Annotated in this window: 13 protein-coding genes; 9 read left to right on the forward strand and 4 right to left on the reverse strand. The window is 72.1% G+C overall.

The annotated features are described in order from the left end of the window. Positions 1 to 8 precede the first annotated feature (8 nt). Positions 9 to 1457 carry an aldehyde dehydrogenase family protein gene (locus ACFY36_RS40125; RefSeq protein ID WP_499751141.1) on the forward strand — a complete coding sequence of 483 codons (1449 nt, stop codon included), beginning with the start codon at positions 9 to 11 and terminating at the stop codon, positions 1455 to 1457. Here the strand turns inward: ACFY36_RS40125 and ACFY36_RS40130 are convergent. Beyond that, positions 1411 to 2064, reverse strand: coding sequence for a GntR family transcriptional regulator (locus ACFY36_RS40130; protein WP_499751142.1), 654 nt, complete (start codon positions 2062 to 2064; stop codon positions 1411 to 1413). The genes ACFY36_RS40125 and ACFY36_RS40130 overlap by 47 nt on opposite strands. 38 nt (positions 2065 to 2102) lie before the next feature. On the opposite strand from ACFY36_RS40130, the gene ACFY36_RS40135 reads away from it, so the two are divergent. Continuing rightward, complete coding sequence (locus ACFY36_RS40135) at positions 2103 to 2951, forward strand: oxygenase MpaB family protein (protein ID WP_499751143.1); 849 nt, start codon at positions 2103 to 2105, stop codon at positions 2949 to 2951. On the opposite strand, the gene ACFY36_RS40140 is transcribed toward ACFY36_RS40135, so the two are convergent. Together ACFY36_RS40140 and ACFY36_RS40145 are read right to left on the reverse strand one after the other, a co-directional pair. After that, on the reverse strand, positions 2921 to 4699 hold the full coding sequence (locus ACFY36_RS40140) for an AMP-dependent synthetase/ligase (protein WP_499751144.1): 1779 nt from the start codon (positions 4697 to 4699) through the stop codon (positions 2921 to 2923). The genes ACFY36_RS40135 and ACFY36_RS40140 overlap by 31 nt on opposite strands. 108 nt (positions 4700 to 4807) lie before the next feature. After that, a complete protein-coding gene (locus ACFY36_RS40145) occupies positions 4808 to 5977 on the reverse strand; it encodes a TetR/AcrR family transcriptional regulator (protein WP_499751145.1) in 1170 nt (389 codons plus the stop codon). A gap of 111 nt (positions 5978 to 6088) precedes the next feature. On the opposite strand from ACFY36_RS40145, the gene ACFY36_RS40150 reads away from it, so the two are divergent. Together ACFY36_RS40150 and ACFY36_RS40155 are read left to right on the forward strand one after the other, a co-directional pair. Beyond that, positions 6089 to 7294, forward strand: a complete 1206-nt coding sequence (locus ACFY36_RS40150) for an acetyl-CoA C-acetyltransferase (protein ID WP_499751146.1) — start codon at positions 6089 to 6091, stop codon at positions 7292 to 7294. A gap of 11 nt (positions 7295 to 7305) precedes the next feature. Then, entirely contained in the window at positions 7306 to 9309 is a 2004-nt protein-coding gene (locus ACFY36_RS40155) for a 3-hydroxyacyl-CoA dehydrogenase NAD-binding domain-containing protein (RefSeq protein ID WP_499751147.1), read from the forward strand. On the opposite strand, the gene ACFY36_RS40160 is transcribed toward ACFY36_RS40155, so the two are convergent. After that, on the reverse strand, positions 9240 to 9962 hold the full coding sequence (locus tag ACFY36_RS40160; protein ID WP_499751148.1) for a HEAT repeat domain-containing protein: 723 nt from the start codon (positions 9960 to 9962) through the stop codon (positions 9240 to 9242). The two genes, ACFY36_RS40155 and ACFY36_RS40160, sit on opposite strands and share 70 nt — an antisense overlap. Before the next feature lie 202 nt (positions 9963 to 10164). On the opposite strand from ACFY36_RS40160, the gene ACFY36_RS40165 reads away from it, so the two are divergent. The 5 genes from ACFY36_RS40165 to ACFY36_RS40185 all read left to right on the forward strand — a co-directional run bounded on the left by ACFY36_RS40165 (position 10165) and on the right by ACFY36_RS40185 (position 14838). Continuing rightward, positions 10165 to 10866, forward strand: coding sequence for an alpha/beta fold hydrolase (locus ACFY36_RS40165; protein ID WP_499751149.1), 702 nt, complete (start codon positions 10165 to 10167; stop codon positions 10864 to 10866). Positions 10867 to 10959: 93 nt separating this feature from the next. After that, positions 10960 to 12597: a glycoside hydrolase family 13 protein gene (locus ACFY36_RS40170; protein ID WP_499751150.1), complete on the forward strand. Its 1638-nt coding sequence runs from the start codon at positions 10960 to 10962 to the stop codon at positions 12595 to 12597. A gap of 11 nt (positions 12598 to 12608) precedes the next feature. Next, positions 12609 to 13019 (forward strand): ATP-binding protein, encoded by a 411-nt coding sequence (locus ACFY36_RS40175; protein WP_499751151.1) that lies wholly within the window; start codon positions 12609 to 12611, stop codon positions 13017 to 13019. Further along, on the forward strand, positions 13016 to 13315 hold the full coding sequence (locus ACFY36_RS40180) for an STAS domain-containing protein (protein WP_499751152.1): 300 nt from the start codon (positions 13016 to 13018) through the stop codon (positions 13313 to 13315). The genes ACFY36_RS40175 and ACFY36_RS40180 overlap by 4 nt, the downstream gene beginning before the upstream one ends. Continuing rightward, the gene (locus tag ACFY36_RS40185; RefSeq protein WP_499751153.1) at positions 13312 to 14838 is read left to right on the forward strand and encodes a PP2C family protein-serine/threonine phosphatase; all 1527 of its coding nucleotides are present in this window, start codon (positions 13312 to 13314) and stop codon (positions 14836 to 14838) included. The genes ACFY36_RS40180 and ACFY36_RS40185 overlap by 4 nt, the downstream gene beginning before the upstream one ends. The last annotated feature ends 61 nt before the right edge of the window (positions 14839 to 14899 follow it).

Below are 14899 nucleotides of genomic sequence, written 5' to 3' on the forward strand. Positions count from 1 at the left end.
GGGCCACCATGACGGCGACGCTCGGTGAACAAGAAACGGTACAAACCGCGGTCCGGCAGGCCCGGGAGGCCGCCGCGTGGTGGGCGGGGCTAGGGTTCCGGGGGCGTCGCGCGCGCCTGCTCGCCTGGAAGCACGCGATCGCCGGCGGCCTGGACGACCTGGCCGCCGTCATCTCGGCCGAGACCGGCAAACCCACGGCCGACGCCGTCCTCGAGGTGATGCTCGCCGTCGAGAATCTGGACTGGGCCGCCCGGCACGCCGAGAAGGTCCTGCGCCGCCGCCGCGTCGGCAGCGGCATCCTCGCGGCCAACCAGGCTTCCACCGTGGAATACCACCCCCTCGGCGTGGTGGCCGCGATCGGCCCGTGGAACTACCCGGTCTACACGCCGCTCGGCGCCATCGCGTCGGCGCTGGCCGCGGGCAACACCGTCGTCTTCAAGCCGAGCGAGTTCACGCCGCGGACCGGTGAGTGGCTCGCCGCCGCGTGGCCGGGGCCGCAACCGGTTCTGCAGACCGTGACCGGGGACGGCTCGGTGGGTGCGGCGCTGTGCCGGGCCGGGGCCGACAAGGTGACGTTCACCGGGTCGGCCGCCACCGGCCGGCGGGTGATGGCCGCGTGCGCCGAGACGCTGACCCCGGTCGTCATCGAGGGCGGCGGCAAGGACGCGATGATCGTGGCCGCCGACGCCGACCTCGACGCCGCCGTGCGGGCGGCCGCGTTCGGCGGTTTCGGCAACGCGGGCCAGACCTGCGCCGGCGTGGAGCGGGTTTACGTCGTCCGCGAGGTCTATCAGGACTTCCTGGCCCGGCTGGGCGCGCTGGCCGAGACCTTGCGCCCGGGCGAGCCGGACGGGCCGTACGGGCGCATGACGACCGGCGCCCAGGTCGAGATCGTGCGCCGGCACATCGGCGCCGCCGTCGAGGCGGGCGCGCGGACGGTCGTCGGCGGCCCGGAATCGGTGACTCCGCCGTACATCTCACCGGTCGTGCTGGCCGAGGTGCCGGAGGACAACGCCGCCGTGACCGAGGAGACGTTCGGGCCCACGCTCGTCGTCAACCCGGTCGACAGCCTGGACGAGGCGATCGCGCGGGCCAACGCCACCCGCTACGGGCTGGCCGCCTCGGTCTTCGCGCACGACCAGCGGAAGGCGGTCTCGGTGGCCCGGCGGCTGCGCACCGGCGCCGTCTCCATCAACTCGGTGCTGGGCTTCGCGGCCGTGCCGGCGCTGCCGTTCGGCGGGGTCGGCGACTCCGGCTTCGGCCGGGTGCACGGCGCCGACGGGCTGCGCGAGTTCAGCCGGGCCCAATCGATGACGCGGCAACGGTTCGCGCCGCCGATCGACCTGATGCGGCTCGACCGCGGCGCCACGGCATTGCACCGTGCCCGTGCGGCCTTCAGGCTGAGACACACTAGCCGGGGGCACGCTCCCAGACGCCGCGCTTCTCCAGATGCGTGACGAGTCGCGAGGCGCCGTCGGTGAAGTGGCGGGTCATGACGGTCCGCGCCTTGTCGGCGTCGCGCGACTCGAAGGCGGCGAGCAGCTCGTCGTGGTCGGTCCGCATGCCCGCCCGCCAGCCGGGGTCGGCCGCGTAGAAGCGCGCCGGCGTATATCGGGTGGCCGTGTGCAGGAACCAGCTGAGCTTGCGGGCCTCGGCCATCCGGTTGACGGTGCGGTGGAACTCGTACTCCAGCCGCTCGATGTCGGCCGTGCGGCGCGCGCGGATCAGCTTGCGGTGGGCCAGCGTCAGCTGTTCGAGGCCCTCCTCGGTGATGTGAAAGGCGACCCGGGCCGCGAGCTCGCCCGCGATGTGACCCTGGAGCTGGAAGAGGTCGAGCACGTCCTGCCGCTCCAGCGGCGCCACGACGTAGCCCTTGCGGGGCAACAACTCGACCATGTCCTCACCGCGCAGGGTGAGCAGAGCCTCGCGGACCGGCGTTATGCTGACGCCGAGCTGCCCCGCGACCTCTTCGAGCCGGACCCGCGCGCCGGGCCGCAGATCCCCCGACATGATGCGCTCGCGCAAAGTGGCCGCAACCTCGTCGGCCAGCTGAGGTCTCTCCACCGCCGGATCATATCAAATATCAAATCGGAGGTAGGCTCGTGAGCCGCCGTTACCAGCGGGCGCACCGGATCGCCGCGCTCGACCCCGAGCGCGACCACCTCGAGATCTACCAGATCTCGGCCGGCCTGGAATTCCCCTGGGACTATACGAGGGCGCTGGAGTTCGCGCTGTTCCGCACGTACTGCGTGCCCAGCATCTCGCGCCTGCTGGCGGCCACCGGCGAATTCCGCGACCGGCCCCAGCGCCGCTACGACGACACCGCGCTGCTGATGGCCGAGATGGCCGCCCACGGCTACGACTCGCCGCGCGGCAAGGAAGCGCTGCGGGTCGTCAACCGGGCCCACGGCCGCTACGCCATCACCAACGACGACATGCTCTACGTGCTGTCCACCTTCGTCTACGACCCGATCGACTGGCTCGACCGCTACGGCTGGCGCCCGCTGCACGACCACGAGCGCCTGGCCGCCTACTTCTACTACCGCGAGGTCGGCCGGCGCATGGGCATCCGCGACATCCCGCCGGCCTTCGACGAATTCAAGAGCTTCAAACGGTCGTACGAGGACGAGCACTTCCGCTACACCGGCACCAACCGCGAGATCGGCGAATACACGGTGAACCTGTTCGCCGCCTGGTTCCCACCCTTCCTGCGCCCGGCCGCCCGCCTCGGCGTCCGCGGCATGCTCGACGAGCCGATGCTGCGCGCGTTCGGCTTCGACCCGGCCCCGCGCTGGGTCACCACCGTCGCGGGCGCCGGCCTGCGAGCGCGGGCCGGCGCCTTACGTTTCCTTCCGCCGCGCCGGGAGTCGGTGCTGGGCGTGTCCCGCCACAACCGCACCTATCCCGGCTATCCGCGGGGCTACGAAATCTCGGGCCTGGGCCCCTCGTAGAGCTCCTCGATGGTGCCCGCGTGGCGTTCCGACACGACCCGGCGGCGCAGCTTCAGGGTCGGGGTCAGCTCGCCGCTCTCGGGCGTCCACGCCGAGGACACGATGCGGAACGTCTTCACCTGCTCGGGCCGGGACAGCTTGCTGTTGGCGGCTTCCACGGCCGCCGTGATCTGCGCGAGCACGCCCGGGTCGGCCGCCGCCGTCGGGAGCCGCTGCGGTGTGACGACGGGCAGGGTCTCCTCGTCGAGCACGATCAGCGCGGTGACGTACGGGCGGCGGTCGCCGATCGCCACCGCCTGCGCGATCAGCGGGTGCGCCCGCAGCAGGCTCTCGATGCGGGCCGGGGAGATGTTCTTCCCGCTCGAGGTGATGATGAGCTCCTTCTTGCGGTCGGTGATCGTCAGGTAGCCCTCGTCGTCCAGCGTGCCGACGTCGCCGGTGGCCAGCCAGCCGTCCACGTCGGTGATCGGCTCGACCCCGCCGTCGGCGCCGAGATATCCGAGGCACACCAGCGGTCCCCGAACGAGGATCTCGCCGTCGGTGGCCAGCCGCACCTCCATTCCCGGATTGGGGCGCCCGACCGTGCCCGTACGGAAATGGCCCGGGGTGTTGATCGTCGCCGTCCCGGTCGTCTCGGTCATCCCCCACACCTCGAGGACGTCGACGCCGATGCCGGCCAGGCTGTGCAGGACGGCGACCGGGATCGGGGCCGCACCGCTGCCCGCCCAGATCATGTTGTCCAGGCCCAGGCGGGCCCGGATCGGCTTCAGCACGGCGGCGTCGACCGCCGCCAGCTTGGCGGCGAGGTCGTCCGGCACTGGCTTCTCAGCGGCTCTGAGGTGGTACGCCTGCAGGGCCACCTCCCGCGCGGCGGCGACCGCCGCCCGCACCTCGGGCGGCGCCTGCGCGAGCTGGGCCTCGACACCGGCCGCCATCTTCTCCCAGATGCGCGGCACCCCGAAGAAGGTGACCGGCCGCAGCGCCACGAGCCCGGCCAGCAGCTGCGCCGGATCGGGGCAGATGGTCACGTGCCCAGCGCGGTAGATCGGGTTGTAGACGCCGAGCATCCGCTCGGCGATGTGGGCCAGCGGCAGGTAGGCCAGCGAGGGCGAGTGCGGTGGCGTCTCGACCGTCTGCTCCAGCACGACCGCCTGATAGATGACGTTGTGATGGCTGAGCAGCACGCCTTTCGGGTCGCCGGTGGTGCCCGAGGTGTAGAGCAGGGTGACCGGCTGTTCCGGGCGCACCTCGCGCCAGGCCTCCTCGAAAGCTTGCGGATCGGCCCGGTGCAGGGCGGCGCCGCGCTCGGCGACACCGCGCAGCGACACGTGGGAGGTGCCCTCGACGACGATGACGTGCTTCACGCCCGGCAGCCGGGGCAGGATCGGCTCCCAGCGCTGAAGTTCCTGTGCCCCTTCGAGCACCAGGACGGTGGCCTGGCTGTGCCGGGCGAGATATTCGAGCTGCGACGGCGGCAGCGTGGCGTACACGGTGGAGGGCACGGCGCCGAGGTGGACGGCGGCCAGGTCGACCAGCCAGTGCTCCGGCCGGCTGGACATCATGATGAGCATGCGCTCGCCCGGCCGCAGGCCGAGGTCGGCCAGGCCGCGGGACAGGGCCGCCACCTCGTCGCGCAACTGCCGCCAGGTCAGGGTCTCCGGCTTGCCGAGGACGCTGAGCGCCGGCCGGTCGCCGTGTTCGGTCGCGTTGCGGTGCAGCAGAGCTGGAACGGTAAGGGACGGATCCATGGGATGGCTCCTTCAGCCGTTGGCCGCAAGGGGATGCCGCACTGTAAACGCCGGTTAACTTATTACGGAAGACCCACGGCCCTTCTCTGCGAATCCTGACTAACTTATTTACGCCTTCAGGATGGTCAGGACGGTGTTCGCGAGGTGTTCGTCCATGCGCGAGCGCCGGTCGAACCGCACCCATCGGCTCAGGTCGGTGACCACGTTGAGGGCCGCGTGCACCATCACCCGGGCCTCGGCCGCGGGCAGGTGCGGGCGCACGGCCAGTAACAGCCGCACCCACTCCTCGACGTGCAGGCGCTGCACCTTGCGCAGCTCGTGCCGGTCGGCCTCGGGCAGGTTGTTGAACTCGGCCAGGTAGACCGACACCAGGTCGGCCCGCTCGAAGGCCAGGTCCACGTACGACTCGGCCATCCGCCACAGGGCGTCCTGGTCGCCGGTGGCGCCGTTGAGGGCGGTCATGGTCGCCTCGGCCACCCGGGCCGAGGCGCGGTAGAAGGCGGCGGCCAGGATCTCGGCCTTGCCCGGGAAGTAGCGGTAGACGCTGGAGGCGTTGATGCCGGACTGCTGGCCGATCTGCTCGATGCTCACCCCGTGATAGCCGAACTTGCGGAAGAGCCGCACCGACCCGGCCAGGATGATCTCCCGGCGGTCGCCGACCCGGATGGGCGGGTCGAAGGTGAACGTGACGTAGGCCGGCGTCGGCGGCTGGCCGTGCGCGACCGCCATGGCCAGCGCCGGCAGGACCTGCTCGGCCCGGCCCTTGGCGATGGCCGAGCGGTGGGTGCCGATGCTGCCGATCACGCTGAGGGCGGCCCGGACCAGGGCGCCGACGTCCGCCTCGGACAGGCCGGGGCGCTTCGCCGCCAGCCGCTCGCCGAGCCGCCGGAACAGCATGTCGAGGTCGGCCTGGAACAGGCGCCGGTCGTCATCGGACAGGTAGCGCCACTCCCACTGGTAGAGACCGGCCACCCGGCGGTTTTCCACGGCCACCCGGGCCAGCGCCTTGAACAGGCCGAGCAGATCATCGCCGGGCTCGTCGGTGGCGGACAGGGCGGCGTCGACCAGCCGCCTGGTGGCGTGGACGAGGATCGCGTATTTGCTGTCGAAATGACGGTAGATCGCCGGCCCGCTGATGCCGACCGCGGACGCGATGTCGTCGAGCCCCACGCCGTGATAGCCGCGCTCGCGGAACAGCTCGGCCGCAGTGGTGGCGAGCTGGGCCTTGCGATCCTTCGGCCGCTTGCGGGCGGGCTGATCCATGGCTGCGGTGCGCATCGGCACAGCCTACCGGTGAGGCTGCATTCGCATCGAGATGAGAAATTACGGCCTTGACACCATGCGGAAACGTGCCAGAAAGTTAACGGCGATTCGCAGAGAGGACGGGCGATGACCATCGACGCTTTCCTGTACGAAGCCCTGCGCACCCCGCGCGGCCGGGGCAAGAGATCCGGCGCCCTGTACGGCACGAAACCGATATCCCTGGTCACCGGGCTGATCGGCGAGATGCTGCGCCGCCATCCCGGCGTCGACCCGGCCGACATCGAGGACGTGGTGCTCGGCGTCGTCTCCCCGCTGGGCGACCAGGGCTCGGTCATCGCCAAGACGGCGGCGATCGCGGCCGGCCTGCCCCACACCGTCTCCGGCGTGCAGCTCAACCGCTTCTGCGGCTCCGGCCTGGAAGCGGTGAACAACGCCGCCCAGAAGGTCCGCTCCGGCTGGGGCGATCTCGTGCTGGCGGGCGGGGTCGAGTCGATGTCGCGGGTGCCGATGGGCTCCGACGGCGGCGCCTGGTCGATGGACCCGGAGACCAACCTGGTCGCGGACTTCGTGCCCCAGGGCATCGGCGCCGATCTGATCGCCACGCTCGACGGCTTCGACCGGGAGCGGGTCGACGCGTTCGCGCTGCGCTCGCAGCAACGGGCCGCCCAGGCCTGGGCCAACGGCTGGTTCGACCGCTCGGTGGTGCCGGTGCGCGACCGCAACGGCCTGCTGGTGCTCGACCGCGACGAGCACGTGCGGGCCGGCTCCACCCCGGACGGGCTGGGCGCGCTCAAGCCGTCCTTCGGCGACATGGCCTTCTTCGACGCGGTGGCGCTGCAGAAATACCACTGGGTCGAGCGGATCGAGCACGTGCACACGGCCGGCAACTCGTCCGGCATCGTCGACGGGGCCGCGCTCACGCTGATCGGCTCGGCCGCCGCGGGCGAGCGGGCCGGTCTGACCCCGCGGGCCCGCATAGCCGGGGCCGCGCTCAGCGGCGACGACCCGACCATCATGCTGACCGGTCCCGCGCCGGCCAGCCGCAAGGCCCTGGAACGGGCCGGCATCGGCGTCGGCGACCTCGACCTCGTCGAGATCAACGAGGCCTTCGCGGCCGTGGTGCTGCACTACATCGACGATCTCAAGCTCGATCCCGAGATCGTGAACGTCAACGGGGGCGCCATCGCGATGGGCCACCCGCTCGGCGCGACCGGCGCCATGATCCTGGGCACCCTGGTCGACGAGCTCGAGCGCCGCGGCGGCCGGTACGGCCTCGCCACGCTCTGCATCGGCGGCGGCATGGGTGTCGCGACCGTCGTCGAGCGACTCTGAGGAGGCTGCGCATGGCCATCGACTATCAGCGCGAAGAGGACGGCATCGTCGTGCTCACGTTCGACGACCCGGGCCGGGCCGTGAACACGATGAACGAGGCGTACGTCCGGGCCATGGAGGAGGCGGTCTCCCGCCTGGAGCGCGAGCGCGACGACATCAGCGGCGTCATCCTCGCGTCGGCCAAGAAGTCGTGGTTCGCCGGCGGCGACCTGGACAGCCTGCGGGCGTACGACAGCGCTCAGGCGGCCTTCGACCGGGCCACCCTCGTGAAGGCGCAACTGCGGCGGCTGGAACTGCTCGGGCGGCCGGTGGTGGCCGCCATCAACGGGGCCGCGCTCGGCGGCGGCCTGGAGATCGCCCTGGCCTGCCACCGGCGCGTCGCGCTACCGGACGCCCAGCTCGGCTGCCCGGAGGTCACTCTCGGCCTGCTCCCGGCCGGCGGCGGGGTCGTGCGGACCGTGCGGCTGCTCGGTCTGGCCGAGGCGCTCACCCACGTACTGCTGAAAGGAACCCGTCACAAGGCGCGGGCCGCTCTGGAGATCGGCCTGCTCGACCAGATCGTGGCGACGCCGGAGGAGCTGATGAGCGCGGCCCGGGAGTGGATCCGGGCCAACCCGGGCGCCACGCAGCCGTGGGACACCGTCAAGGTGGACCGCCGGACTCTGCCGGCCCTCCCGGCCGTCCTGCGCCGGCAGCTGAAGGGCGCGCCCTATCCGGCGCCGCGGCACATCCTCGCCGCCGCGGTCGAGAGCACCCAGGTCGATGTGGACACCGCGTTCGTCATCGAGAGCCGCTATTTCGCGGGCCTCGTGACCGGGCCGGTCGCCAAGAACATGATCAAGGCCTTCTTCTTCGACCGGAACGCCGCGAACGCGCGTGACAGCGGCTCCTTCCCCAAGCCCCGCAAGGCGGCCGTGCTCGGCGCGGGCATGATGGGCGCCGGCATCGCCCAGGTGCTCGCCCGGGCCGGCGTGCCGGTCGTGCTCCGCGACGTCGACTACGAGCGGGCGGCCGAGCACGCGTCCGATCTGATCACCCCGACCGCCGACGTCGCCGACCTGGCCGGGGCCGACCTGGTCATCGAGGCGGTCTTCGAGGACCCCGCCCTCAAGCACAAGGTCTTCGCCGAGATCGAGGGCGTCGTCGCCCCGGACGCGCTGCTCTGCTCCAACACGTCCACCCTGCCCATCACGATGCTCGCCGAGGGTGTGCGCCGCGACGCCGACTTCATCGGGCTGCACTTCTTCTCCCCGGTGCCGAAGATGCCGCTGGTCGAGGTGATCCGCGGCGAGAGGACGAGCGACGAGGCTCTGGGACGGGCCCTGGCGGTGGTACGCCTGCTGCGCAAGACGCCGATCGTGGTCAACGACAGCCGCGGCTTCTTCACCAGCCGGGTCATCGGCACGTTCACCAACGAAGGGGTGGCGATGCTGGCCGAGGGCGTTCCCCCGGCCAGCATCGAGCAGGCGTCGAGCCAGGCCGGCTATCCCGCGCCCGTGCTGGCGCTGATGGACGAGCTGACCCTCACCCTCCCCCGCAAGATCCGGGAGGAGGCGCTGGCCGCCGGGGCCGGCACCCCGCACCCGGCCGACGCCGTCATCGATCGGATGATCGACGAGTTCGGGCGGCCGGGCCGGTCGTCCGGCGCCGGCTTCTACGAATACGCGGACGGGCGCCGGGTCCGGCTCTGGCCGGGCCTGTCGGCCTTCGGCGGCACGGCCCGCCCGCCGTTCGACGATCTGAAGGAGCGCATGCTCTTCATCGAGGCCATCGAGACGGTGAAGTGCCTCGACGAGGGCGTGCTCACCTCGGTGGCCGAGGCCAACATCGGCTCGATCCTCGGCATCGGCTATCCGGGCTGGACCGGCGGCGTCCTGCAGTACATCAACCAGTACGAGGGCGGGCTGGCCGGCTTCGTCGCGCGGGCGCGGCAGCTGGCCGGCCGCTACGGCGACCGCTTCGACCCGCCGCCCCTGCTGCTGGCCAAGGCGGCCGAGGGCACGACCTTCGATTGACCCGTGTGCTTCCGCCACAGGACGACCTCGTCGTACCGCCAGTAGGCGGGCACGTCGTCGCGGCCCCCGGCGAGCTCCAGCAGCTCGGCGAGGGCCGTGTCGTCGCCGGCCCGGGCCAGCCCGGCCAGCGACGGAATGCGGGCGTCCAGGTTGTCGTCGTCCCGGTGGGCGGCGAACGCCGCGGCGATCGCGGGCGCGAAGTCGTAGAGGCGGAACAGCCAGGCCAGGGCGGTGGCGCGGACATCGCCGTCGGGGTCGCCGGCCAGCGCCAGCAACGTCTCGGGCTCGCCGACGCCGTCGGCCACCGCCGCCCGCACGCGCGGGTCGCGATGACCCGCCAACTTCTTCAGCTCCGGCCGCGCGTGCGGATGATGATATTGGGTGTACGCGATCACGACGCTCGCAAGCGCGCAGCCGTCCCCTTCCGCGTCGAGGCGTTCCGTCAACGCCGCGATCGCCTCGGCCGGCGACGGCTTCGGGTCGAAGCTGAGCTCCTCCACGACGCCGGCCGCGAACCGCCGTACGAGCATGTCCGGGTCCGCGAGGCGGGCGACGGCCCAGCCGAAGGCCTCCCGCTCGGCCACTTCCCGCACCGCCTCGCCCCATTCGGCCTCGCCGTCGAGAGCCCGGGCGAGCCACATGTCCTCGGTCACACGCTCATTGTGCCCGGTCGATCGCGGGCCCCCGTCGGCCCGCTCGCCGTCATGGCTCCCCACCGGCTCGTCCGTTACCTCACGAATGCCCTGCGGGCGATCCCGCTCGGCTGAGTTCTCTCAGTCAACCGACGGATGCCCCGGCTCCCCCGCGCCCGCAGGATCGAGAGGTCGTTCAACGAGCTCTTCATCTGGGGGAAACATGAGCAAGCCCACCATCGTGCTGGTGCACGGCGCGTTCGCCGAGTCGGCGAGCTGGAACGGCGTCATCGAGGGGCTGCGCGAGGCCGGCTTCCCGGCGATCGCCCTGGCCAACCCGCTGCGCGGCGTCAGCAACGACGCCGGATATCTCAAGGCCACCCTCGCCTCCGTCTCCGGCGACGTCGTGCTGGTCGGCCACTCCTACGGCGGCATGGTCATCACCAACGCCGCCGAGGGCAACCCCAACATCAAGGCTCTGGTGTACGTCGGCGCGTTCGCCCCGGACGCGGGCGAGAGCGCCGGCGACCTCGCCGGCAAGTACCCGGGCAGCTCGCTGGGCGAGACCCTGAACCCGGTCGCCCTGCCCGGCGGCGGCACCGACCTCTACATCAAGCAGGACCTGTACCACCACCAGTTCGCCGCCGACTCCCCGGCCGAGGACGCCGCCGTCTGGGCCGTGACCCAGCGTCCCATCACCGACGCCGCCCTGGGCGAGAAGTCGGCCCAGGCCGCCTGGAAGACGATCCCGTCCTGGTTCCTGTTCGGCAGCGACGATCTCAACATCCCGGTCGCCGCGCACCGCTTCATGGCCGAGCGCGCCGGCTCCAAGCGGACCGTCGAGCTGGCCGGCGGCTCGCACACCGTGGCCATCCCCGAGGCGGCCCAGCTGGTCGAGCTCATCAAGGAAGCCGCGGCCGCGTAAGCACCGAGGCATATGTAAGGCGACTGGCTGCAACTGGGTTGCGGTCCGGTGCGACCCTGCCGGGCCGCCGCCTCCCGGCCGATCAGGCCGGGCATGTCAGCAGAGCCGATCCTCCACCCCCGCGACACCCAGGCCGCCGGAACGCGGGATGCCTGGTGGCGCGACGCCGTCGTCTACCAGGTCTACCTGCGGTCGTTCGCCGACGGGAACGGCGACGGGATCGGCGATTTCGCGGGCCTGCGCTCGCGGCTCGGCTATCTGAAGTCGCTCGGCGTCGACGCGGTGTGGGTGACCCCGCACTACCCGTCGGGCGGGGCCGACGGCGGCTACGACGTCATCGACTACAAGGCCGTCGACCCGGTCTACGGCGACGTCGAGGAGGTCCGCGGTCTCGTCGAGGACGCGCACGGCCTCGGCCTGAAGGTGCTGCTCGACATCGTCCCCAACCACACCAGCGACCAGCACGCCTGGTTCCGCACGGCGCTGGCCGACCCGGACAGCCCGGAGGCGAGGCGCTACCACTTCCTGCCGCCGAGCGAGGAGCCGCCCAACAACTGGCAGAGCATGTTCGGCGGGCCGGCCTGGTCCCGTACGCCCGACGGCCGCTGGTACCTGCACCTGTTCACGCCCGAGCAGCCGGACCTGAACTGGGACAACCCGGAGGTCGCGGCGGACTTCGACGACACGTTGCGGTTCTGGTACGACCTGGGTGTCGACGGGTTCCGGGTCGACGTCGCGTACGGCCTGTTCAAGGACCCGGAGTACCGCGACAACCCGGGCGTCTACTCCCCCACCCTGTTCGGGCACGGGCCCGAGCAGGTCATGACCACCAACCAGCCGCGGATCCACGAGATCTGGCGTCGCTGGCGTGCGGTCGGCGACTCGTACGAGAACGGGCGGATGCTGGTCGGCGAGGTCTCCCTGGCCGATCTGAACCAGGTCGGGCTGTACGCGCGGCCCGACGAGCTCCAGCACGCCTTCCAGTTCCGGCTGCTCAAGAGCAAGTGGGACGCGTCCGCCTTCGCCGACACGATCGCCGAGGCGCTCGCGGTCTTCGAGTCGGTCGGCGCGCCGGCGCCCTGGGTGCTCGGCAACCACGACAAGGCGCGGCAGGTCACCCGGTACGGCTCGGAGCGCCGGGCCCGCGCCGCGGCGCTGCTGATGCTCGCGCTTCCGGGCTCGGCCTATCTCTACGCGGGCGAGGAGCTGGGCCTGCCCGAGGCCGAGGTCCCCGACGCCGCCAAGCGGGACCCCATCTTCTTCCGCTCCGGCGGCAAGCGGGCCGGCCGCGACGGCTGCCGGGTGCCGATGCCGTGGGACGACCACGACGCCCGGGCCGGCTTCTCCGCGGCGGGCAGCGCCGAGCCGTGGCTGCCGATCCCGGACGGCTGGCGGGAGCACGCCGTGAACCGCCAGGCGGCCGACCCGTCCTCGGCGCTGTCGCTCTACCGGCAGGCCATCTCGATGCGGTCGCTCTATCCGGCGCTGGGCTCCGGGCTGGCCGCGGTGTCGCGCGTCGGCGACGTCGTCCGGATCGACCTGGTGGCCCGCGACGGCGACCCCGACCCGGTCACCTGCTGGATCAACATGAGCTCGTCGACCGCCTTCGTGCCCGCGCGGCGGGTGCTTCTCGCCTCGGACCGTGCCGGCGTCGTGGAGAGCAACGGAATCGTGGCGCTGCCGGCCGATACGGCGATCTGGGTGACACCGAACCCCGTCGATCTGAGGTAGCGTCCTGACCCATGGCTCAGCGCAGCCTGAGGTTCGACGTGGAAGCGGGCCCTCAGGCACCCGGCGACGCGCGTCACCGTGTCGTGACGTGCCTGCGCGAGTGGGGTTTCGGCGACGGCGGCTGGCTCGACGCGGTCGCCGTCGTCGTGAGCGAGGTGGTCACGAACGCGGTGCAGCACGGTGGCGGCCATCTCATCGCGGTCGCCGTCGACGCGTACGCCGCGCGGGTGACCCTGTCGGTCGCCGACGCCTCGGCGGTCGTCCCCCGGCGCCGTGAGCCGGACGACCGCGGCGGGCGCGGACTGCTGCTGCTCGACGCGCTGACCGATCGGTGGTATGTGGCGGACGAGGGCGACGGCAAGCGCGTCCACGTCGAGTTCCGCCCGGCCGAGGCCGGACCGTGGCAGGAGAACGCGACGTGAAGATCGTCAGACGGCGGGACGGTGACGCGGTCCGGGTCGCGCTCACCGGCGAGCTCGACCTGGCCAGCAGCGACGAGGTCCGCTCGTTCATCGAGCAGGCGCTGGTCGAGACCCGGCCGGCCCGGGTGCTCGTCGACATGGACGGCGTCGCGTTCTGCGACTCGACGGGCATCGAGGCGCTGATCCGGGCCCGCGCGGCCGCGGTCGCTCAGGGCGCGAAGATCGAGCTGGTGAACGTCCACGGCATCGCCCGGACCACTCTGGAGATCACGGGCGTGCTTTCTCTGTTCTCATGACGCGGCTCCGCCTGCTGCTGACCGTCGCCGTCGCGTACACGATCGGCGCTCAGCTGGCGTTCGTCGTCTTCGACGCCGACTCGATCGTGGTGCTCTTCCTCCCCGCCGGTGTCACCCTGTCGGCCCTGCTGCTGAGCCCGCGCCGCGACTGGCCGTGGATCCTCGCCCTCGTCGCGGCCCTCGAGCTGTTCATCGACGTCGGGCACGACCTCGATCCGGTGTACGCCCTGGGCTTCGCCGCCGCCAACACGATGGAACCCCTGGTCGGCGCGTTGCTGCTGCGCCGGGCCGTGCCCGGGCGCGTCGACCTGGCGCAGCGCCGGCACCTGCTGGCCTTCCTGGCCTTCGGTGTGGTCGCCGGCCCGGCCGTGGGCGCCCTGATCGGCGGCACCACCATCGCTCTCGCCCAGGACCGGGGCTGGTTCTCCTCGTTCCTGCCGTTCTGGGCCGGCGACGCCACCGGCGCCCTGACCGTCGCCGGCACCGTTCTGGCCTGGCGGCGGTCGCTGCTGACCCGGTGCGTGCCGGCCGTCCTGGTCACCGTGGCCGTCACCGCGGCCGGCTTCTGGCCCCAGCATCTGCCGCTGTTCTACCTGCCGATCCCGCTGCTGTTCGGGCTCGGCTTCACCCAGCCGCTGGCCGTGACGATGACGTCCGGCCTGGCCATGACCGTCACCGCCAACGCCCTGACCGGGGCCGGCCGGGGCCCGTGGGCGGCCCTCGACGGCCCGCTCGAGCTCAAGACGGCCACCCTTCAGCTGTTCCTGGCGGTGGCCGTCCTGGGCGCCTGCTTCCTCACGGTCGGAGTGACCGAGCGCGACCGGGCGGTCGGCGCCGCCCACCAGTTGCAGCAGGCCCTGCTGCCCGCCGTCCCCCCGGCGCGGCCCGGCATGACGGTGAGCGCCGGCTACCGCCCGGCCGACCTGACCCACCACGTCGGTGGCGACTGGTACGACGTGTTCGACGTCCCCGGCGACCGCGTCGGCTTCGCCGTCGGCGACGTGGTCGGCCACAACCTGGCCGCCGCGGCGGCCATGGCCCGCCTCCAGTCCACCCTGCGCCTGCTGGCACAGACCGCCGCCGGCCCGGCCGAGGTGCTGGCCGGCCTGGACCGGGCCAGCGAGGTCATCGACGGCGCGCACATGTGCACGGTGGCCTACGCCGACTACCACCCCGCCACGCGGCGGCTCCGCTACGCCTGCGCCGGGCACCCACCGCCCCTGCTGGTCACCGCCGGCGGCGGCGAGTTCCTCTGGGAGGGCCGCTCCATGCCGCTGGCCGTCGAGCCCGGCCCCCGCCCGCACGCCGAACGCGACGTTCCGCCCGGTGCCCACCTGATCCTCTACACCGACGGGCTCGTGGAACGCCGTACCGAGCCCCTGCTCGCCGGCCTCGACCGCCTGGCCGTCACGGTCGCCCGTGAGACCGGCGCCGGCCTGGCCGAGACCCTGCTCGGCCGGATCCCCCACGACGGCCCGGCCATCGACGACGCCGTCGTCCTGCACGTCACTTTCGGGCCCTGAAACCGTGATGTAGGTCATAGGCCCCGGCTCGGCGGATGGTCAAGACTGGTGCGTCATCGCG

The organism is Actinoplanes sp. NPDC000266 (assembly GCF_042899005.1).
Classification (GTDB): Bacteria; Actinomycetota; Actinomycetes; order Mycobacteriales; family Micromonosporaceae; genus Actinoplanes.

Coding starts and splice junctions, on each gene's coding strand:
- ACFY36_RS40125 (WP_499751141.1), top strand. CDS start 9: ATGACGGCGACGCTCGGTGAACAAGAAACGGTACAAACCGCGGTCCGG.
- ACFY36_RS40140 (WP_499751144.1), bottom strand. CDS start 4,699: ATGGATCCGTCCCTTACCGTTCCAGCTCTGCTGCACCGCAACGCGACC.
- ACFY36_RS40145 (WP_499751145.1), bottom strand. CDS start 5,977: ATGCGCACCGCAGCCATGGATCAGCCCGCCCGCAAGCGGCCGAAGGAT.
- ACFY36_RS40150 (WP_499751146.1), top strand. CDS start 6,089: ATGACCATCGACGCTTTCCTGTACGAAGCCCTGCGCACCCCGCGCGGC.
- ACFY36_RS40155 (WP_499751147.1), top strand. CDS start 7,306: ATGGCCATCGACTATCAGCGCGAAGAGGACGGCATCGTCGTGCTCACG.
- ACFY36_RS40165 (WP_499751149.1), top strand. CDS start 10,165: ATGAGCAAGCCCACCATCGTGCTGGTGCACGGCGCGTTCGCCGAGTCG.
- ACFY36_RS40170 (WP_499751150.1), top strand. CDS start 10,960: ATGTCAGCAGAGCCGATCCTCCACCCCCGCGACACCCAGGCCGCCGGA.
- ACFY36_RS40175 (WP_499751151.1), top strand. CDS start 12,609: ATGGCTCAGCGCAGCCTGAGGTTCGACGTGGAAGCGGGCCCTCAGGCA.
- ACFY36_RS40185 (WP_499751153.1), top strand. CDS start 13,312: ATGACGCGGCTCCGCCTGCTGCTGACCGTCGCCGTCGCGTACACGATC.